This is a genomic window from Embleya sp. NPDC005971, from assembly GCF_040629175.1.
GTDB lineage: Bacteria > Actinomycetota > Actinomycetes > Streptomycetales > Streptomycetaceae > Embleya.
In genome coordinates this window covers 22,491-42,171 of record NZ_JBEXUX010000031.1, presented here as the reverse complement: position 1 = coordinate 42,171, position 19,681 = coordinate 22,491, and the positions used below count along the sequence as shown (strand labels likewise).

The window sequence follows — 19,681 nt, the reverse complement described above, 5'->3', positions numbered from 1 at the left end:
GCTGCCCGGCGAAGCCCGCGGCAACCTCCTGCGCGCCCACGCCGACGACCGCCCCCACCCCGTACACCTGGCGACCTGTCCTGCCGACGCGCCGGACGTGAACGTGCATGCCGCCGCGACCGCCGCTCTGTGGGGCGCCCGAACGTGTCCCGCCGATGTCGTGCGCCGGTTGGAGAGGCTGATCGACGGTGATCGGCACTACGAGGGATCGATGTCCTGGGCCGGTTCGGGCGCACCCGCGCGGGGCCGTGCCGCTGGGTATGCGAGTCACGCCGCACGACGGCCACGAAGGCCCCGGGTCCACGCCGCGGCGGCGCTGTGAGGGGTCGGAGGGGAGGCCGAGGGCGCCCTCGTCGTGGAGGCGCTGTCGGCCGTCCGGGAGAAGGAAGACGCGACCTCGGTCCGTGTCCCGGCCTGCTCGAACCGGATGGGATCGGCCGCCGCGCCGGTGCTGCCTCGCATCCGGGCGGAGCTCGCGCCGTGCCGCCGCAGCGGTCGCCATCGCAGCCTCGTCGACGACCGGCAGCTCACGTGCCCTGATGTCCTGACGCGCGCTTCCCGGCCGCACCGATCGCACGGTCGAGTGGGCGGAACCGGGCTCGGGTATCGGGCCGGCGTCCGGGGTACGGCAGCGCTTTGCGCGCTTTCCACGACGCGCGACCGGGTGGAGCGCCCCGCCCGGACCACGAAGATCGTCGCCGCGATGTCGGTCGACGAGAACACCGTCGGGCTCATCGCCCGTCTGTGGTCGAAGGCGGGCGTCGGGCTATGCCTTCTGTCCGAATCTGGCCGGTGCGTAATCGGTTTGGCGGCCGCGGAAGGAGTGGCCGAGGTGGTTTTGGAGTCGGATGTGGCGGAACTGGTAGACGGCTCCGGCCTGGCGGAGTACGCCTCGCCGGTAGGCGTCGTCGAGGAAGGCGGTGGTGTCCCAGGGCAGTTTGCCGGTCAGGGGCAGCCAGACGCGGGTCAGGATCACCCACTGGCCCCAGGCGGTGAACAGGAACGCGTACAGGATCGAGCCGGCGAGGCCGCCGACGCCTGCGATGAACAGCGCGTCCGACAGTCCCCACCCCAACGGTCCGAGTAACGGCTGGAGCAGGCGGGTGATCACGCGCCCGCCCAGGGCGATCACGAGGGTGAGCATGGGTGCGAGGACGAGGACCTGCCGGCTCACCGTCGCGCGGTTCGAGGCCAGCAGGGTTACCGGGGTTGCCGCGGAGGTGATGTCCAGGGGTGCTTCGAGCACGGCCATGAGCCCGAAGACGAGCCCGCCGCCGGTTCCGAAGATCAGGCCGAAGACGAGCATGTTGCTGAGTGTGCTCTCGAGGACCGCGCCGTCCGTGAGTTGCCGGCCTCGGTAGAGCGTGGTCTCCAGGGCGAGGACCCAGGCGGTCCCGGAGCCCAGGACGCATCCGCCCAGCAGGACGAGGGCGAAGCGTGCGCTGAACGTGCGGAGCGGTCTTCGGCCGAGGTCGTCGCCGGTGCCGGGCAGGCGTGGCCGTACCCGGGCCGGCTCGAAGACCCCGCCGCCGAATACGATCATGGTCGTGTACAGCGTTCCGCCGGCGATGCCGGCGGTCGACCCGGTCAGGGTCGCCTTGAGGAGGATCCGGCCGAATGTCCTGTCGTGGACGAGGAGATCGGCAACGCATTCGGCCACGGCGGCGCACAGCGTGCAAAAGACCACGACGATCATGACGCGGGTCGAGCGCCGCAGCGATTCCCCGATCTGCCACCATGCAAGGTCCTGGCGGTCGAGGCGGTCCATGTGGTGGGCGAGGTAGCCGAGCCAGCGTTCGGCGTGCTTCGGGCCCCAGTTCCGTTGCCGGCGCGGGCGATCGGCGACGGCTCGCTCGGGGACGCGCCGCCGGTAGACGGTCGGCACGAAGCCCGCCAGCAGGTGGTCCTCAAGGGAGTGCCCCGAGGGGAACCGCTCGGTGTCCAGGAGTTCCGCCGGATCGCGGTCGGGTGATTCGCTGTACATCGTTCGCGCCAGGGTGACCATCAACGGAGTGCTCAGGACCTCGGCAAGGCGCACGCTCGCCTCGGTCTTCTCCCGAACGTGCAGCTGCGCCAGGACGAAATCCCACACCGCCTCGGTCCGGCCTCGGCCGTTGCCGCGGGCGATCGGCCGAGCGGTCCTGGGCAGGTAGGCCAGGAGGTCCTCGCGGGTGAGGTCGGCGAGTTCGATGCCGGCGGCCCAGACCAGCGGCGCGCGTACCGCTTGGACCGCCTCGGTGAACTCGCCGGCCCGACTGGTCAGGACGAGCGGGAGCGAGGTGTCGTTGAGCGTCTCGAGCGCGGCGCACCGCAGGCCTTCGGCGATCTCGTCGAACCCGTCCAGGACCGGCAGTACGAGGTCGGCGTCGACCAGTGCGGCGGCGAGCGTCGATCCGCCGGGGGCCCTGCGGGTCAGGTGCGGATGGTCGCGCACCAGCCGATCGATCAGCCAGTCCCGCAAGGCGACGGCCGTCGGGTCCCAGGACCCGAGGCTGAAGATCACCGGTACCCGATCGAGCGGGGCCGCGGTTTTCAGGTAGTCCAGCACGAACCTGATCGTCAGAATCGACTTGCCCGAGCCGGCCCGGCCCAGCACCACCAGTCGTCCGGAGGAGATGCGCCGGTAGACCTCGGCCACGCTCCGCACATCACCGCTCAGGTCCGTGGCGTGCGACGTCACCCCCGGGGCAAGGCGCTGAATGTTCTCCGCATGGTCGGTCAGGAGCTCGGGTGCCTCCTGCCAGCGCACCGGCAGCGGAAACGGATCGTGCACCCGCCGGTGCTCCTCCTCGCGTTGCCAACGACGCCTGACCTCCTGCGCCAACTCTTCGGCGGCCGCGGCGAGTACACCGTCGATCGGCGGCGCCGCGCGGGCCGGCACGAAAAGCGGTACGACGGATGGCGCGGGCGGCCCACCGACCGGCTCGAGCCCACCGGCGACCCGCTCGGGTGGCACGGTGACCGGCCCCGGTGACGCGGGAGCCGGCTCGGTCTGCATCCGCGCCAGCGTGGCCGCGAGCAGTCGACGGTCCTCGGGGCCGACCTCCAGCGCATCCGCCAACAGGTCCAGCGTCCCCAGCCGATGATCCCTGGACCTGCCGGTCTCCAGCCTGCGGATGGTGCGCACACTCACCCCGGACCGCTCCGCGGCCTGTTCCTGCGTCATCCCCGCCTGTGTTCGTAATCGGCGCAGCAGCGTGCCGAGTTCGTCCGTCACTTCGACACTCCTCCACCACCGAGCGCGGTCGCCGGCGAGCCTACCGTGACGACCGGCCATATGTGGCCGGTGCGATGACCTGTCCCCTGAGCAGCGCGAACGCCACGATCGGAAGTGCCCGGTGGTCACGCCGACACAGCCCGTGGGGCCGCGAACGGCGGGCGCCACGGCCGATCGACAACGAGGTCGTCCGGGCCGCCCGACCGACCGGGGGTACCTCGCAGAGCCCTGCCGACACTCCGGCGCGGCAGTGCGTCGAGGCCGAACACCCCCCGCTCGCACGCTTGTTCCGATGACAGACGAGGAGCCGAGATGGCGTACCGCTACTGGTGCGGCGAGTGCGGTTTCAAGACGTCCTGGCTCACCGAGTCCCAGGGCGCGCAGCAGCAGATCGAGCACTACGCCCACAGGCACCCCGGAATTGTCCCCGGTGGCCAGGTGGAGGCCAACGGGAAAAACCCGAACGGCATGGGATGCGCTCAGGTGGTGGGACTCGTCGTCCTGCTGCTGTTCCTCGTGGCCGTGTTCAACCGCTAGCGGGACCCCTTCGTTCGCGCCCGGCCGGCGGGCCGGCCCGTTCGTTCGAGGCCACGATCCTGCCCGCCCGGCGATCCACAGGCGGTCGAAGGACCGAACTTTCGACTGCCCAGACGACATCGGAGTGAAACAGATTGAACATTCTCGACGTTCCCTCGGTCCACATCCCGACAGATACGGCGGGCCCGAGTGTCCGCGGCGCGACCGGACGGCCCACGCCGGCGTCCAGGCGTCGGCGATGGTCGTTGCCGGTCGCCTTCGTGGCCTGCCTCGTCCTCGTCGGTGCCGGCCCGGCCGACGCCACCATCCAGACCCCGGGTGACATCCTGCAGGCCGGCGCCCGACAGGGCGTCACCAACGGATACCCCGGCGCGATCGGCATGGTTCGCCACGACGACACCGCCCGGTACGTGCAGGCTGGTGTCGGCGATCGTTCCACCAACACGCCCGCCGACCCGAAGGCGCGATTCCGGATCGGCAGCAACACCAAGGCCTTCACTGCCGCCGTACTGCTGCAACTCGAGGGCGAGCAGCGACTGTCCCTCGACGACAACGTCGCCCGGTGGCTGCCGGGAGCGGTCGACGCCAACGGCTACGACGGGGCGAGGATCACCATCCGTCAACTGCTCAACCACACCTCGGGCCTGCCCGAATACGCGGACACTCTGCAGGTCTCCGGCCCCTACGTCGTCAACCTCGACCCGCGGCAGACCTGGGCACCCCAGACGCTGGTGGACATCGCACTGTCGCGGCGCGCGCCGAACTCCGCACCGGGCGAGAAGTTCGCCTACGCCAACACCAACTACGTGCTGGCGGGCATGGTGATCAAGGCCGTCACCGGCACCGACGCGGCCACCCAGATCCGGCAGCGCATCATCGAACCGCTCGACCTGCACGACACCGACTTCCCCACCGCCGACCCCGCGCTGTACGGCAACCACCTTCACGGATACCTCCACCCGCTGGTCGGTTTCCTCACCTTCGACGTCACGGTCTCCAACGTGCAGGTCTACGCCGGTGCCGGTGCCATGGTGTCGACCCTGGACGACCTGGCCACATTCACCCGGGCACTGCTGACCGGACGACTCCTGGCGCCCGCGCAACTGGCCGAACTCAAGACCACCGTGCCCGTGAACAGCTCCGGCACCGTCACCTACGGGCTGGGCATTCAGCACCTGCAACTGCCCTGCGGACAGTGGGCCTGGGGACACAACGGCGCGGTACTCGGCTACTTCAGCAACTGGCTGACCAGCGACGACGGCAGCAAGCAGGTGACGCAAGCGAACAACGAGCACCACATGGCCGGCAACACCCGGGGCCAACTCGACACCGCCAAGGCCGCATCGGACGCCTTCTGCGCGCTCTAGGGCGCGCATCACCCTGCCCCCGGCCCACCCGTTCTCCGAAAGGACACCCGATGGAAGTACTGCCGACCTGGCGAAGGCACGCGAAAAGGGCAACCGTCGTTGCTGCGGCCACGGCGCTCGCCTTGCTCACGATGCCGCCCGCGCCTGCCGCGGAGCCCGCCCCTCCGACCTTGTCCGACAGCTTCGGCCTGACCCGGGTCGGCGCCCCCGAAGTGCACACCGGCACCGACTTCACGATCACCGTGACCACCCCACAGGTGTCCGGCCCGCACAAGATCCGTATCCTCCTCCCCGGCGGCTACGCGGCCGACCCCGGCAAACGATGGCCCGTGGCGTACTTCCTGCACGGCGGGGGCGGCACCGTGAACGACGCCGCAGCCGCTCCCGCGCTGCACTCGGATTCGATGATCACGGTGGTGCCGGACGGCGGCCTCAAGGGCTGGTACGCCGACTGGGTCATGCAGCACACCGTCGTGGGCGCGGCGAACTGGGAGACGTTCCACCTCACACAGCTCGTCCCCTTCATCGACGCCAATCTGCGCACCATCGCCGACCGGGCCCACCGAGCGGTCGTCGGCCTGTCGATGGGTGGTTCCGGCGCACTGCACTACGCCCAGACCCGTCCAGACCTCTTCGGCCATGTCGCTTCCCTGTCCGGCGGCGTCGACTTCGGCATGACGGAGATCCGCGGAGCAGTCGTGGCCACGGAACTCAACCTCACCGGGGCGTGGTGCGCCGTGAGTACCTCCAGCCCGGCGGGCACCGGCAAGTGCACCAGGTACGGGCCCACCGTGGACAGCGACGCGGTCTTCGGTTCCCCCTATCCGATCTTCAACGCGGATCGCATCTGGAAGGCGGTCGACCCGGCCGCCCCGACCAACCTGGCCAAGCTCGCCGGAGCCGAGATCACGCTCTACAGCGGCAACCAGCTGCCCATCGATCACTTCACCGCGATCGCCGCCGGCACCGTCAAGGCCCGCCTGGACCGACTCGGAATCCCCAGCCGCCTCGTCGACTACGGCAACGGATCGACGCTGGCACCCACCTGCAACGGCGGCCACAACTACGGCTGCTGGGCCCCAGCACTCGCCGACTACATCACCCGCCTCGAAATCTTGTTCACCGCCACGAATTGACCCCCGGTCGCGTGCCGGCCGGGCACCACCCGCCCGTCACGCGACCCGCCCCCAAACGAGGACCACATGACCTCCGGCCAATCGGTGCCCGCTCGGCTGACGACGGCGACCGCGGTTGTCACCGCCTACATCGCGCTGCACTTGACGATCACCGCAGGAATGGACCTGCGAGCCCACCGGGACCTCGGCTCGTCCGGCTCGGTCGCGCTGTGGTGGGCGGTGGCCGCCGGGGTGTTCGTCGTGCCGGCGCTGCGGCTGCAGCGTCGTCGCCCGACGAGCACCGCGGAACTCGTCGAGTTGGTCGACCGGTTCGCCCCACGACAGCCACGGTGGCGGCGACCGACGTTCCTGGCGGCCGGCGGAGCCGGGTACGCCCTGTTCGCGGCGGGTTGCTTCGTCGCGAACACGGCCCAGCGACAGGGCTACACGATGCCTGTGATGACCCAAGTGCTCCTACTGCCCACCGGGTTGGCCGCGCTCGGGGCCGGCTTCCTGATACTGCGCTACTCCCGCCCGCGCTCGGCGCGCGACGCGGCCCGCGCCCTGCTGGCCGACGGCCGCGCACCCGTGCTCTACCTGCGCAGCTTCGCCGCCGACCACGCTTCGGCACAGGTCGACGACATGGCGCCCCTCAATATTCATTCGCGGGAGGAACAACTCGCGAGTGTGTTGGGTGCCTTCGGCCCCGTGATCGCGGTGGGCAGGCCCGGGGAACCGCTGCCGCAGCTGGGGGCGGCGCGGTTCTACCTACCTCTCGACGACTGGCAACCGACGATCCTGCGCCTGATGGAACTGTCCCGGCTCATCGTGTTCCGTTTGGGCGTGGGCGAGGGGCTTTGGTGGGAGCTCGACCAGGCCCTCGCCACCCAACCGGCCCGCAAACTGCTCCTGTTGACGCCGGACCGGTTGGCAGACGTGGCCGAACTCCTGGACGAGCGCCTGCCGGTGCCGCCTCGGCTGGAGGAGCTGTGCTCGGACGGCCCCTGGATTTCCGCCGCCATCACGTTCGGCCCCGGGTGGGTGCCGCACGTATGCCCGGTGGAGCCTGCTCCCGGCACCACGACCCCGCGACGCGGTCTTGTGGGCCGTGCCGGCCGGGCCCTGGCGTCCTTGTCGGGGCTCTCGCCCGCACGTCGCGCGGCCCGTGTCATGAAGGCCGCACTGGCGTACGTGGGAGTCCGCAAACGATTCGTCGTCACACGGGCCGACGGCGGCATGTTGGTCACGCTGGGCAAAGGGACCCTGGTGCTTGCCGCCCTGGCCCTGCCGTACCGGGCGCTGCAACTCGCCGGCGTCTGGTAGCTCCCTGCGGCCGGGGCCGAACCGTGAGCCCCAATCCACTTCGAAGATCAGAATCTCTTGGGGGATCCATGGACACTTCACAACAGGGCACGCCCGCCGGCCGGACCGGCGCGGAACGGCGCAGGTCGCCGGCCGGCCCGGCCGACGTCGCGACGATACTCATCCTGTTGGTGCTCGCGCGTGAGGTACTGGTCTCGGCACACAACTGGCGCGAATACTTCGTCGTCCACGACTACCTGGCCGGGATGGCGACGGACGAGGACCTCGAGGCCGTCGACTCCGGTGCCCTGGCGACGGCGGCGTCGTCATTCTCGTTGATGTTCCTGGTGGGCGCGGCGGCCGGCGTGGCATTCGTTGCCTGGCTGTGGCGGGCGCGGGTCAACGCCGAGTCGACGAGCGGTGCCGACGCGCATCGCCGGACCCGCATTTGGGTGATCGCTTCCTGGTTCACCCCGGTGATCAACCTGTGGTACCCGCACCAGATCGTGTCGGACGTTTGGCGGACCAGCGCCCCCCGACGGCCTGTTCCCCTGGCCCTCGTCAACGTCTGGTGGGCCTCGTTCCTGCTCGCCGGCCTCGTAAGGCCGATCCAATGGCGAACGGCCTCGGAGAAGGAGATGAACACCGAGCACGACGTGCTGGTCAACGCGAACGTGAGTACCCTCCTCACGGGGCTCTTCCTGGTGGCCGGCGTGCTGATCATCGTCATCATCAGGCGGATCACCGCATGGCAGACCCGAACGGTCTGAGCGGAGAACCATCCCCAGGGGCCCGGAAGCCCCCCTGCCCTGTCGTCCCCAGGAGCGCGAACCGACGGAAGCGACCCGAGGACTTACCGCGCTGCACCACGTTTGGCGAGCCGGATCCGGCGAACCGCAGCTGTCGACCCTGTAATCCTCCGATCCACTTCCGGTGCCCGAGCCACCTGCCCACCATCCGACGGCTTGCAGGACACCACGAGCGGGCCGACCGACGGCGCACGCGCCGAATGCTGTCGGTCGCCCCGTTCCGGAACCTCGTGAACGTCCGAACACCGAGCCGGACACCCGGCACGTGGTCGCCCCTGCCCACCTGCCGGCATTCCCGCCCTCCCGTCCGAAGCACTCACGCCGGGAGGCGGGACGGAACGATGGCGGGCCCGACAGAGCCGGGACTTCCCGCTGAACCGCCTCATCACCTTCACCCCGATTGGCGAGCTATGGCCGGCATGGACGACGCGCTCTGGAACGATCATGTGAGCCCGGCGGACTACTCGTCCGCGAAGGACCAGTACCAGGGCGCGATCCTGGAGCAGTACAAACTGTGCGTCGAGATGGCCGACCGGGTCAGCTCCCGACGAAATCTCACCAACACCTTCTTCCTGGCGCTCAACACCACGGTCGTCGCCGGCCTCGTCACTGGGGACAAGGAGACTTGGCGTGGTTCCTCGGTGTGGGTCCCGACGGCAGGGCTGATGATTCTGCTGACGCAGTGCCTGACCTGGTTCGTCATCATGCGCTCCTATCGTCAGCTCAACGGCGTCAAATACGCGGTGATCGGGGCGCTGGAACGCAGGCTGCCGGCCTTTGCGTATTCAGACGCGGAATGGGGCGCTCTGGGCGAGGGCCGCGAATGGCGCCGGTACCTGCCGCTCACCCGCGTGGAACAGTGGGTTCCCCTCATGTTCGGCGCCGCCTACGCCGTGGGCTTCCTCGCCGCCGTGCTCTGAGCGAGCGCGCAGGTTGCCCCGTCCCTCCGAGCAGACGCGGTGGGACACGGGTCGCTCAGCGGGAACAGGCGTACCGGTGAGATGTGATCCGAACGGTCGCAGCAACCGGCCACATGGAGCCGGCCGAGGGCACGGACACTCTCCTGGAAAACGCGCTGCGAAGGCCGCTCCACGAACCGGCGGAGGACTCGAAGCGGCGCCGCCGGCACGCGGCGAGTACGGCCGCCCCCGGCGCCGCCCGGACCTCGTTCTCGCCGACCGCGGCTAACGACCACGACAAGTACCGCCGCCTTGTTCGGGACCTCGGCGTGAAGCGCGTGATCGCACGACGTGGCACCGAGCATGGCTCCGGGCCAGGCACCCAACGCCGGGTCGTCGAGCGCGCCTTCGCCCACCCGCACTGGTTCCGCCGCCTGCGGATCCGCTGGGAGATCCGCGACGACATCCACGAAGCCTTCCGCACCCTCGGATGCGCCCTGATCTGCCGGCGGCGTCTTGCCACGGCACTGCAGCGGCCGGTCCCTGCACCAAAAGATCGTTGAAGCACTGGAGCGAGTCAGTGCACGCGATCCCCGCACTCCGCCGGAAACAACAGGGCACCTGGCGGCAGTTCGCCCGGATCCCGGGCGATCACCCGCAGGCATGCTTCGTGAGAGCCTTCCTCGGGCGGGTATTCGAGGGTGAGTTCGCTCAGCACGGTAATGGCGCCGGCGAGATGCATTTCCGCCGCATGCACGCCGCCGGGGAGACAGCCGGCCAAGATGCCGAAGGCCGCCGTGTCACCGCCGTCGGCCACGCACTCGCGAATCTCGAAGCGCCAGTGCGTGCCCGCGTCGGCCGGCAACGACCGGCCCCTCTTGCCCAGCCCGACAAGGAAATCGGTGCGGGCTCGCAGATGGTGGGCGATGGCACAGCAGATGGGGACCGCGGTGCCGTCGGCAGCTACTACCCGCGTGTACCCGGCATGCGGATAGCACGACAGGGCCTCGTCAAGCAGCCCCAACGCGGTGTCCCTTGCCCTCGGATGACCCTGCTGGGCGATGTCCAGAAGCAGTGGAGCCGCAACCACGGCCGCTGGGAACACGGCGGCACTGTGACCATGAACAATCCCACCGTTGGCGAGGCACGAGCCGGCCCCCGCCGCCTGTACCAGGTTCGTTGCCTCGGCCAGGTCATGTAGACCACGGACGGCACGATCCGGGTCATACCAGTTGGGAGGGCCCGGTATGGAAGCCCAGTCCACCGCGTCGATCTCATCCAGCACGGCAGCATCCTCGCACGCAGTCGCTACCCACCGTGCAGCTCCAACGAGGCTTGAAGGTCATTCCGTTGGTGGTTCCAAGTCGTTTCCGAGGGGGCGTCGTCTCCGGGACCCGGCTGTGGTTGATCGACCTGCTGTGACTGCTGTGGTTGATCGACCTGCTGTGGTTGATCGACTTCGCACGCGCGCAAGGCCCGGCCAAGCACACCGGTCTCCCGGCCGCGCAGGCTCTCCCGAAGGCCGTGCTTCGGCCTGCTGCCGATTCGGCCGGGCCCGCCGATTCCAATGGTCAGTCGTCTTCGTCCTCGGCGCGGTCACCCTCGGCCTGCGACGTCTCGTAGGCGTGGGCGGTCTGCTCCGATGTGGCGTCTTCGTCGGACGGGCGCATGTCGCTTCCCCGTACCATCGCGCGCGGGGGCGAGTGCATTCCGTGGTGGTCGTCGTGAAGCCGGTGCTCGCCGCGCACCTCGGTGTCAGGCATGAAAACCTCCTGCGGCCCACCCGTGCCCGGCGGCGCCGGGCACGGTGCCGCTACTCCTCCAGTGTCCCTCTTGCGCGGGTCGCCCGCCCCGTGCGCGGCGCGTAACCGGCTGCCACGCCCTGCGCAATACCGACCCGGGCTTCGGGGTGAACGCGGTGGGACCTTCGGCGGGCAACCCACCACCGATGAGACGCGTATTCGGTACGTCATTCATGCCGCACATCCACGACGACGGCACCGCCGGCCGGCACCGGCACGACGAGCCCTTCGGCACGGTGGGCCGGTGACGCGCTGGGTTCGTGCTTCCGGGACGAGGAGGCCGTCCGTTTCCACTTCGAGCCGGCCACCGATGGGAACGTGGTCCCGCACGTCGAGTCCGGGACGTAGTCGGCAAGGGACAGGTACCCCGCGTATGGCTGTGCCCGGCGACCGCGTAGCCGCGCTCTCCTCCGAAGTACGACTCCTGGTCGAACCGGACTTCCCGGCACGGGCCCGCTACCCCCGCACCGGACCGGACGCCTGCTCGCGATCGACGACACCGGACGCGTCGAGTTCGCCGAGACGACCGACACCCGGTAGAAGCCGCGGCCTCCCGCAGATCGCGGCATGAAGGTTCGCTGGGCTGCCCGCATGCCCTCGGCACGAGCCGTTCGGCGTGATCGCCACCGTGGCCGAAGCGGAACCCGACAGGTCGTGGCACAACCGGGAGCGCCGGAGGGACGGTGAAGTCCCGGATGCGCAGCGGCCTTCGACGTCCGGCGAGAGTGCTCGCCGACGAACCCGAAACGGACACGGAGGCCCGGCGACGACCAACGGCTCCGAGGCGGCGCACGCCGACGTGGCCGCGCTGCTCGGAGCCCGGGTGCCCGAAAAGCGCGTCCCGGGGCCGGACTTGCGGCCCCGAGCCCCGCACGCGGCGCCGCCGGCACGGGCTCCCGCGCCGCGCGTGGCCGACCACGCGGAGTGCTTCGCGGCGGTCTTTGCGCCGGACCCCCGGTGGACGCGCTGTGCGCGGACGCCGCAAGCTTCACCCGACCCACGATCGGCGACACGGCCGGCCACGGCTGGAACCTCGCGGACCTGCCGGCACACCTGATCGCGACCGATGGCGTGGTGAGTGGCCCGTTGGGCGCTCGGGCGGCGTTGCCGGGCGGGGCAGGGACGCCGGGGACGCCGGATCCGAGACGCTCGGGGAGAAGGAGCTCGCGCCGCTCGTGGGCCTCGGCGACCCGGACGGCACCCTCACCGTCGAGGTGGCGACCCGGCTGGAGGGCCTGTCCATGGCCCGGGTGCGGGCGATCCGGCGCGACCGGGCCCACGGCACCCCGGACGCGGCGGGCGAGGCCGCACGCGGAGGCGAACGAGTGACCGCGCCCGGCGTCTGCCCGACCCGCGTCCGGGCGTTCGCCGACCGAGCGTTCGAGACGTGGATCCACACGGGCGACCCGGCCCGCCACCACCACCTGTCGAACGCGGATCCGACGCGCATGGACCAGCTCCCGGCCTACCCGGTGCCGGTCCCGCGGCACGCGCTGGACGCCGACGGCCCGCCCGTCCGTCCGACCCTGACGGCAAAGGGACTGCGGCGCAGGGCAGTTGCCGGACCGACGGCCGGAGGACGGACAAGAGCAGGGTCGGAGCCAGGGGCGTGAGCCGGTCGCGGAGATCGTTACCGACCCGGTCGAACCCTGTCCGCCGATGAGCGGTCGCCGCACCCTCGAAACGCCACACGTCCAGACGCCGGGCGACCCGAACGCCGCAGGAGCCGTAACGCCGCAGGAGCCGTACCGCGCACGACCGCCTCGTTCGTCCGGCTGTAGGTGATTGACCGGATTTGGAGTTCCGGTCGGCCCGCTCCCACACGAACATGGCATGCGCGAGCTCTGTCCACCGGCGCCGGGCTCACTGCTCGTCGCCTGACGATCGGGGGTCACTTGACCACATCGATGCACGAGACAGCGCAAACCGAAGAAGCCGCACGGGCGATCTCACCCTCGCGCTGTAACCGCTACGCGTGGACGCCCGAGGTGCACGAGCTCTACGGCGATCCCGAAGCGATCCTGGCCAAGATGGACACCTTGGACATGGACCTGTCGAGCCGCCGGATCTTCGCCCTCCTCGTGGAGAGCGAAGGGGCCGCCGACGTCCGCTTGTTCGAGCGGACCGGAACGGACGAGTACACGATCTCGACCTGGACCGGCGAAGCTCTCGACGGGCTCGGCGGACGGATCGCCGACACGATTCTGGCCAACCGGGGAGTCCACTGCGTCGGCGAGCAGACGCGCGCCGTCCTCGCCCCGCTCGGCCTCACCGAACACGCCGGCGTACCGGCCCCGGCCAACCCCAGGGCCGCCTTCGCACACACCGTGCGCGGCCACGGCACGGGGACGTTCACCCGCGCCACGTGCGCGTTGCTCTGCTGAAAGCGCCCACGAAATGCCGGCGACAGCCGGACGACGACGACCGCCCCCGGAGCGTCGGAGGCGGTCGTCGCATGCGGCCGAGACGCGGGAGCGACGGTGCGAGGGGCGAGTGGTGTGAGAGGCGTATGGCATGTGGAGCGAATGGGATGAGGGAGCGACGAGGCGAGTTCGTCGGCCTGTGGACGGCCTACGCCCTGAGCAACCTGGCGGACGGCCTGGTCGTGATCACACTCCCGCTGATCGCGCTCACCCTGACGTCCGAACCCGGGCTGGTGGCCGGGGTGACCTGGGCACAGACCATGCCCTACGTGCTGTGCACGCTTGCCGTCGGCGTCCTCGTCGACCGGGTCGAGCGCGGCCGACTGGTCCGCGTCGCACACCTGTTGCGGGTCGCCGCCCTGGGCCTGCTGGCACTCGCCCTGGCCGGCGACGTGGCCCCACTCGCGATGATCTACACGATGGCCTTCCTGCTCGGGACCGCCGAACTCGTGGGCGACCTCGCCAGTTCGGCGATGCTGCCCGCCGTGGTACCGAAGGATCGCCTGGGCGCCGCCAACTCCCGTATGGAAAGCACCCGTTCGGCGCTCAACGAGTTCGTGGGCCCGCCCCTCGGCGGCCTGCTGGTCGCGGCCGGCACGGTGACCGCCGTGCTGGGAACGGCGGGTGTGTACCTGGCCGCGGCGGGGGCACTGCTGCTGCTGGTCCGGGGCCGATACGCCCCACGGCCGGCCATTCCCCGCCCGGCCACCCCTCGGCCGCAGCCGAGCCCACCCGATCGGGCCTCGTGGCGCGCCGAGCTCACCGAAGGGCTGACGTTCCTGCGCCGCCACCCGCTGCTCCGGAACCTGGCCGTGATGGTCTGCGTGATGGCCGGAGCGTGGAGCGCGTGGAGCGCGGTCCTCGTGCTGTACGCGGTCGCCCCCGGGCCGATGGGCCTGAGCGGCGCCGAATACGGCCTGCTCCTGACCACGCTCGCGCTCGGCGGCGTCCTCGGCTCGCTTGCCGCCGGTTGGGTGCAGCGAACCCTGGGAGCACGCGACACGCTGGTCGTCGACGTGATCACAAGCGTGCTCATGCTCGGCGCCCCGGCACTCACCGACCGGGTGTGGATCATCGGCATCACCACGTTCGTGGGCGGGTTCGGCAGCGGCCTGTGGAACGTGACGGTGGTGACCCTGCGGCACCGACTGATCCCGGACGAACTGCTGGGCCGAGTGTCGAGCGCGGCCCGCCTGATCGGATGGGGCGGCATGCCGGTGGGCGCCGTCCTGGCCGGCGTCCTGGCCCAGACCTCCGGCCCGCGCGTGGTCTTCGCCCTCGCGGCGGCGGTGTGCGCCTTGCTGTTCCTCCCGTTCGTGCGGGTGATCCGGGAGGACACGATTCGCGCTGCGGTCGAAGCCGTTGTCGAGGGCGGGACGGATGGTGCGGTGCGTGGTGACATGGATGGCGCCGGCGCGTGCGAACTCCCCCACGACGTCCCGCCCCAGGACCAGGACCGGCCCGAGCAGGCGCCGCCCGTCGACCCGCCGACCACCATCGACATGCCCGGCCTGCTCGCCGAACACCTGTGGAACACCTCGGACGACGCGATCCGCGACGCGCTGAACGCGGCATGGAACATCCGCTGCGGACACGGCTATTCGCTACGCGTCACCGCCCCGATCACCCTCCACCGGGCCGCACTCCGGCAATGCGCCGCACTCCTCGGGGACGGATCCACAGCGGCCGTCCGCAAGGCACACCGCACGTACGCCGACCGGATCGCGGCGGCCGAACAGCCGTCCTGACGGGCAAACGATCGTGCAGAAGCACCGAAGTTGTCCCCAGTCGGGCAGTCCGAGCTGGGGATCGGTGCTTCACAAAGCAAGCTTGTCGTCACCGAGGAAACAAGCCTCTTGTCACTGCCGGCGGCTTTGCATCGGTGTCGTCACCCACCCACCGCCCGGCCCGGCCTCGTCGACCTCGCGCGGGCACGATTCAACTGCCTGTGACCGATGGGTCAAGGGGCGTGCCGCCGTCGAATCGGAAGCCCAACGCCTGCGTGAGGTCGAAGACCAGGGCCTCGGCCAGTGGATCGCCCTCTGCCACCAGAGCGGCTCTCAACGCCGACGGGTCCGGCCGGAGGCCGGCCTCCCGGGCCCACAGGCAGGCCTGTCGGAATACGGTGTCCGCATCGCCGATCCACTTCTCGGGAAAGCCGTAGTCGCGCGCCATCACGGGGGACAAGGCACATTGCCAGAACAGGCCGCTCGGACCGGCGGCTTGAACAGTCACGAAGTCGCTGTGGAGCACGTGCGCAACGAGAACCGGGGCTTGCGTCCCGCTCACGATCGAAGACCGGGGATCTCCCCCGAGCGAAGCCTGCAGGATCTGCCAAGCCCCGTCTCGCGCCCACCATTCGGGCACGCAGCCCGACCCTTGCATCGACGCCGGATCCGTCAGCGGTCGATCGGCCCGCGCCACGACGAAAGTACCCGAGAATCCCACAGCCGGGACCATGGTTCGGACCGCCGACATGCGTTCCGGTTCCGGCGCCGGGACGTCCTCTGCGACGATGGCGTGGTCGGGCATGAGGTCGGCGACGGCCGTACCTGTCGCGCCGCGGCCGGCGCCGTGGCCGTGCGCGAGCCGTACAGCAACGCGAAGCCGTCTGGCGAACCGGGGTAATGGGGCACACCCACGCCCGGGGCGCCGAGACACCGGCGTCCCGAAAGGGACCGTCGCCTCTCGTGTGCGTCGTGCCCACCACCGTCTCGTGCCGATCCCGGCCGCTCCGGTGATCAACTGGGCGGGAAACGCGATGATCGCCGTCGGCGCCGCGCGGACGTCACCGGAGCGAGTGCCGCCGGGTGTCACTCCCGAGGCTTCGGGCGTTGAACGGCCATGGCCGACGCGGAGGACACGACGGCGGCGTAGAAGGCGAAGATGAGGACGCGGGGCGGCTGGGATCGTCCACAACCGGTTCACGCGCGGGCTGATCGGGCACGGACGCGGCGGCCATCGCGGGGTGCGGGCGATCCAATGGACGGTGGACACGGCGCTGGGCGCCCAGGACGCGAACGCGCTGATCTTGCCGGAGGAACCGGCCGCCCAGCTCCTGCACGGGAACCCGGCCGCCGACGCGGCCGGCCGGTGACGACCCGAGGTTGTCACCGGCCGATCGGCGGCTCCGCGCTGTGGGTGATCGCGCCTCTCGGATCGCCCGCCGGGCCCGGCGCGGGCGCAGGGGTGGGCGCCGCCGCCGGGGGCGTCAGGAGCCGGTCGTGCCGTCGAGCAGTTCGCGCAGGATGTCCAAGTGGCCGTTGTGGCGGGCCGTCTCCTCGGTGAGGTGGTGCAGGATCCAGCGCAGGTCGACGTGGACGCCGTTGCGGACGGCTCGCCGGGCCTGCTCGTCCAGGCTGTTCCCGGCGACCAGTTCGCGGTAGCGGGCGCTCTGTCCGGCGTATTCGTCGAGCAACTGCGCGAGCGGGAAGTCGACGGCGATACGCATCTCGCGGTCGGGGTCCTCCTCGGTCCACGGGCCCCGGTCCTCCTCGCCGAGGAAGACCACCTGGAACCAGTAGTACTCGACCCAGCGAAGGTGGTTGATCAGTCCGCTCATGGTCGTCAGCGGGGAACCCGGCAGCAGCGCCCTGCGTGCGTTCTCCTCGGAGACGCCGTCGCACTTGGCGCGGGCGGTGCCGCGTACGTAGTCGAGAAACGTGGTGAGCTGAGTGCGTTCGTCCCACGCGGGAGGTGTGTCGTTGATTCTTGTCATCACGCGAAGCATCCCCGATCACCACGACCGGTGTCGCGGCATTTAATGACGGTCCCGGCTGGTACGCCACCCCCACCGTCGCCTACGCCCGGGACTTTGAATCTTGACTGCGTGACCTGGGTTTCCAGTCCTACTGGACTTTGTCCGGCCTGTGGCCTGTGGCTCTGCGGAATCCCGGACGGATGTTCGGTTCCGCTGGGAAATCCCGTGGACGGAGGAGGACGGGGTCGCCTCAAGGATGCCGATCTCGATGTGATGCGGCCGGCGTGCGATCGCGGCGTCGGTCGGCCCGTCGACCGCAGCGAGAACGATCCGCGCCGGCAGAACCTGTCGGACTCGCGCGGTCATGGATGCCACCAGAAGCCGCAGGCGGGCACGCCCCGACTCGGCAAGGTTCACCACAACCGCCGTTGGGATCGGCTTGATTGCGCGGGGCGCGACATGCTCCGGGCGGCTTGGAGGTCTGTGTGGGCTGTGTGAGGACTGCGAGGCGCGCGGAGTCGTGTGCGCGGCCCGGCAGTTGGTGCGGCTCGCCGCCGGTGCGGGACGCGAGGCCCGGCAGCAGTGGTGGCGAGCGACATGTCGCGGCGCCGGATCAGGTGGTTGCCGCCGGTGCCTTGCCCGTCACGGCGTCCTTCTGGGCGCCGGCGGGTGGTCCTGCCTTGCGGAGGGGCGTTTCGATGACGTACAGCGCCGCGATGAACGCGGCCGCGCACAGGATCGCCGCGGTGAGGAAGATCTGGTGGCTGGCGCTGGTGATCGCGTTCAGGTAGGCGTCCTTGGCCCCGGCGGGCAGGTGAGCCGGTGCGTGCGCGTCGCTCTCGGTGCCGTCGGTGCCGGGCACGTGGGGCTGGACGGCGCGGGTGAACAGGGAACCGTAGACCGCGACGCCGAGGGATCCGCCCAGGGTGCGGAAGAGGGTGACCGAGCTCATGGCGGCGCCCATGTCGCGCAGGGCGACGCTGTTTTGGGCGATGGTACCGGCCATCTGCTGGGTGAGTCCGAGCCCGAGACCGACGAGAACCATGTACGTGCAGGTCTGGATTCGGGACGCGCCGGTCCCCATGGTCGCGAGCAGCCCCAGGCCGACGGTGAGGAGGGCGGCGCCCAGGACCGGGAAGACCTTGTACTTGCCGGTGGCGGACATGACCTTGCCCGCGATGGTGGAGACGATCACGACGGGGATCATCAGGGGCAGCATCAACTACGTGCTGGCCGGCGCGCACCTCTCCCAGGATGCGGAAATGGCACAGTTCCTCGAACTCATCCGCTCAACCCCGGCATTGAGCGAGTACGCCCACCGCATGTGGATGCGGCACGAGAGTGCGCTCACCCAGGCCATCGCCGAGGCAAGCGGCGCACCACAAGGAAATCCCACCTGCCGGGCACTGGCCCACTTCGCCCTCGAGACCACCGCCCTCGCCCGCGCGAGCGACGATCCACGAACGGCCGTCGAGAGCGCCTTCGAGCTCCTGGAACACGGCTGGAACACCACCAGGCCAAACGTCTGAGACCAGCAGCGCATCCACGTCCGAGGACAACACGAGAACAGTTCGATCAACCCCTCAGCGAACTTCTGCGGGTGTGATTTCGCAGTGGTGGTTGGTGTGTGGGTGGTGGTGTGGGCTGGGGTGTTGCTCCAGGTTGGATGAGAACGTTTCGGCGCCGTCCAGGCTGGGGTTGTGTGGTCTGGCCTGGGATTATTGCGGTTTCGTCGAGAACACCCGGGTGTGTTGCACATGGCCTGTGCGTTTAAAGGCCCGGGCCGTGTTTGTGCAGGTCACAGGGCTTTGCATGGTTGCAGGGCCAGGGTGTGTCTACCGCCGGGGTGTGCGGGACCCGGTGGTGGTGCCGGGGTGGTGCGGGGTTTCGGCGTGGTGGTCGAGGCGGACCCGGTCGAGGCCGGTTGGTGATGTGTTCGGTGCCGTCCACGATCGCGGTGATGGCGGCTTGGCGGATCAGGCGGGAGGGGGCTGCCGATTCGGCCGGCGGTGCGTTGGCGGAGGTAGGCGGCGAGGCGGGGGAGTGCCCCGGCCCGGTGCGTGTTTCGGGTCCAGGGCGGCTTCCGCTCCGGTGATCATCTTTGAACCGTTGGCATGTGCCGAGCCGTGCCGGGAACGCGCCGCACTCGACCAACGAGGCCCGTCCGGCGACCTGCGCCCCCCGTACCCCACCGAACAACGGTGTGGCGGTCCTGGGGAACACCGCGTTGGTGACCGAGTGGGACGACGGCGGCCACGACGGCCCCGCGCCGGACCTGGTGGCGTCATCGTCGGCGTCGATGCCTTCCGCGGTCGCCGACATGCTCCCGGACCTCGACATCCACGGCGGGGATCGTGTCCTGGACATTGGTCGATGCGGATCTCGCGTTCGCCGACCGCCTGCCACCGCACCGGCAGCAACTCGAGGTAGTCGCTGCCGCTCACCGGACCACCCGCGCCGCAGTTCCCCGACACGGCGGACCGCCCTGCCGCGCCGGGTTCCGCCAGGGC

Annotated in this window: 18 protein-coding genes; 12 read left to right on the top strand and 6 right to left on the bottom strand. The window is 70.2% G+C overall.

The window, feature by feature from the left end:
* Positions 1 to 766: 766 nt before the first annotated feature.
* Entirely contained in the window at positions 767 to 3,217 is a 2,451-nt protein-coding gene (locus ABZ374_RS25820) for a helix-turn-helix domain-containing protein (RefSeq protein WP_360314978.1), read from the bottom strand.
* 312 nt (positions 3,218 to 3,529) lie between these two features.
* On the opposite strand from ABZ374_RS25820, the gene ABZ374_RS25815 reads away from it, so the two are divergent.
* The 7 genes from ABZ374_RS25815 (at position 3,530) to ABZ374_RS25785 (ending at position 9,809) form a co-directional block, all read left to right on the top strand.
* Positions 3,530 to 3,754: a hypothetical protein gene (locus ABZ374_RS25815; protein ID WP_360314976.1), complete on the top strand. Its 225-nt coding sequence runs from the start codon at positions 3,530 to 3,532 to the stop codon at positions 3,752 to 3,754.
* A gap of 260 nt (positions 3,755 to 4,014) precedes the next feature.
* Positions 4,015 to 5,121 carry a serine hydrolase domain-containing protein gene (locus ABZ374_RS25810; RefSeq protein WP_360314974.1) on the top strand — a complete coding sequence of 369 codons (1,107 nt, stop codon included), beginning with the start codon at positions 4,015 to 4,017 and terminating at the stop codon, positions 5,119 to 5,121.
* A 170-nt stretch (positions 5,122 to 5,291) separates the two neighbouring features.
* On the top strand, positions 5,292 to 6,257 hold the full coding sequence (locus ABZ374_RS25805) for an alpha/beta hydrolase-fold protein (protein WP_360314972.1): 966 nt from the start codon (positions 5,292 to 5,294) through the stop codon (positions 6,255 to 6,257).
* Positions 6,258 to 6,323: 66 nt separating this feature from the next.
* A complete protein-coding gene (locus tag ABZ374_RS25800) occupies positions 6,324 to 7,559 on the top strand; it encodes a transferase (RefSeq protein WP_360314970.1) in 1,236 nt (411 codons plus the stop codon).
* Between the two features lie 68 nt (positions 7,560 to 7,627).
* Complete coding sequence (locus ABZ374_RS25795) at positions 7,628 to 8,308, top strand: DUF4328 domain-containing protein (protein ID WP_360314968.1); 681 nt, start codon at positions 7,628 to 7,630, stop codon at positions 8,306 to 8,308.
* Between the two features lie 458 nt (positions 8,309 to 8,766).
* Entirely contained in the window at positions 8,767 to 9,267 is a 501-nt protein-coding gene (locus ABZ374_RS25790; protein ID WP_360314966.1) for a hypothetical protein, read from the top strand.
* A gap of 113 nt (positions 9,268 to 9,380) precedes the next feature.
* Positions 9,381 to 9,809 (top strand): hypothetical protein, encoded by a 429-nt coding sequence (locus ABZ374_RS25785; protein ID WP_360314964.1) that lies wholly within the window; start codon positions 9,381 to 9,383, stop codon positions 9,807 to 9,809.
* Positions 9,810 to 9,823: 14 nt separating this feature from the next.
* Here ABZ374_RS25785 and ABZ374_RS25780 read toward each other — a convergent pair whose 3' ends face one another.
* Positions 9,824 to 10,531, bottom strand: coding sequence for a hypothetical protein (locus tag ABZ374_RS25780; RefSeq protein ID WP_360314962.1), 708 nt, complete (start codon positions 10,529 to 10,531; stop codon positions 9,824 to 9,826).
* Positions 10,532 to 10,817: 286 nt separating this feature from the next.
* Positions 10,818 to 11,009: a hypothetical protein gene (locus ABZ374_RS25775; protein ID WP_360314960.1), complete on the bottom strand. Its 192-nt coding sequence runs from the start codon at positions 11,007 to 11,009 to the stop codon at positions 10,818 to 10,820.
* A gap of 1,214 nt (positions 11,010 to 12,223) precedes the next feature.
* Here ABZ374_RS25775 and ABZ374_RS25770 point away from each other — a divergent pair.
* The 3 genes from ABZ374_RS25770 (at position 12,224) to ABZ374_RS25760 (ending at position 15,219) form a co-directional block, all read left to right on the top strand.
* Positions 12,224 to 12,661, top strand: coding sequence for a hypothetical protein (locus tag ABZ374_RS25770; RefSeq protein WP_360314958.1), 438 nt, complete (start codon positions 12,224 to 12,226; stop codon positions 12,659 to 12,661).
* A 375-nt stretch (positions 12,662 to 13,036) separates the two neighbouring features.
* On the top strand, positions 13,037 to 13,432 hold the full coding sequence (locus tag ABZ374_RS25765) for a hypothetical protein (protein ID WP_360314956.1): 396 nt from the start codon (positions 13,037 to 13,039) through the stop codon (positions 13,430 to 13,432).
* Between the two features lie 146 nt (positions 13,433 to 13,578).
* Positions 13,579 to 15,219, top strand: a complete 1,641-nt coding sequence (locus ABZ374_RS25760; RefSeq protein ID WP_360314954.1) for an MFS transporter — start codon at positions 13,579 to 13,581, stop codon at positions 15,217 to 15,219.
* A gap of 190 nt (positions 15,220 to 15,409) precedes the next feature.
* Here the strand turns inward: ABZ374_RS25760 and ABZ374_RS25755 are convergent, their stop codons facing one another.
* Complete coding sequence (locus ABZ374_RS25755) at positions 15,410 to 16,003, bottom strand: hypothetical protein (protein WP_360314952.1); 594 nt, start codon at positions 16,001 to 16,003, stop codon at positions 15,410 to 15,412.
* A 436-nt stretch (positions 16,004 to 16,439) separates the two neighbouring features.
* On the opposite strand from ABZ374_RS25755, the gene ABZ374_RS25750 reads away from it, so the two are divergent.
* Positions 16,440 to 16,568: a hypothetical protein gene (locus ABZ374_RS25750; protein WP_360314950.1), complete on the top strand. Its 129-nt coding sequence runs from the start codon at positions 16,440 to 16,442 to the stop codon at positions 16,566 to 16,568.
* Positions 16,569 to 16,682: 114 nt separating this feature from the next.
* Here ABZ374_RS25750 and ABZ374_RS25745 read toward each other — a convergent pair whose 3' ends face one another.
* A complete protein-coding gene (locus ABZ374_RS25745; RefSeq protein WP_360314948.1) occupies positions 16,683 to 17,189 on the bottom strand; it encodes a DinB family protein in 507 nt (168 codons plus the stop codon).
* A 595-nt stretch (positions 17,190 to 17,784) separates the two neighbouring features.
* On the bottom strand, positions 17,785 to 18,366 hold the full coding sequence (locus tag ABZ374_RS25740; RefSeq protein WP_360314946.1) for a hypothetical protein: 582 nt from the start codon (positions 18,364 to 18,366) through the stop codon (positions 17,785 to 17,787).
* Here ABZ374_RS25740 and ABZ374_RS25735 point away from each other — a divergent pair.
* A complete protein-coding gene (locus tag ABZ374_RS25735) occupies positions 18,350 to 18,700 on the top strand; it encodes a hypothetical protein (protein WP_360314944.1) in 351 nt (116 codons plus the stop codon). The two genes, ABZ374_RS25740 and ABZ374_RS25735, sit on opposite strands and share 17 nt — an antisense overlap.
* Positions 18,701 to 19,681: the final 981 nt, after the last annotated feature.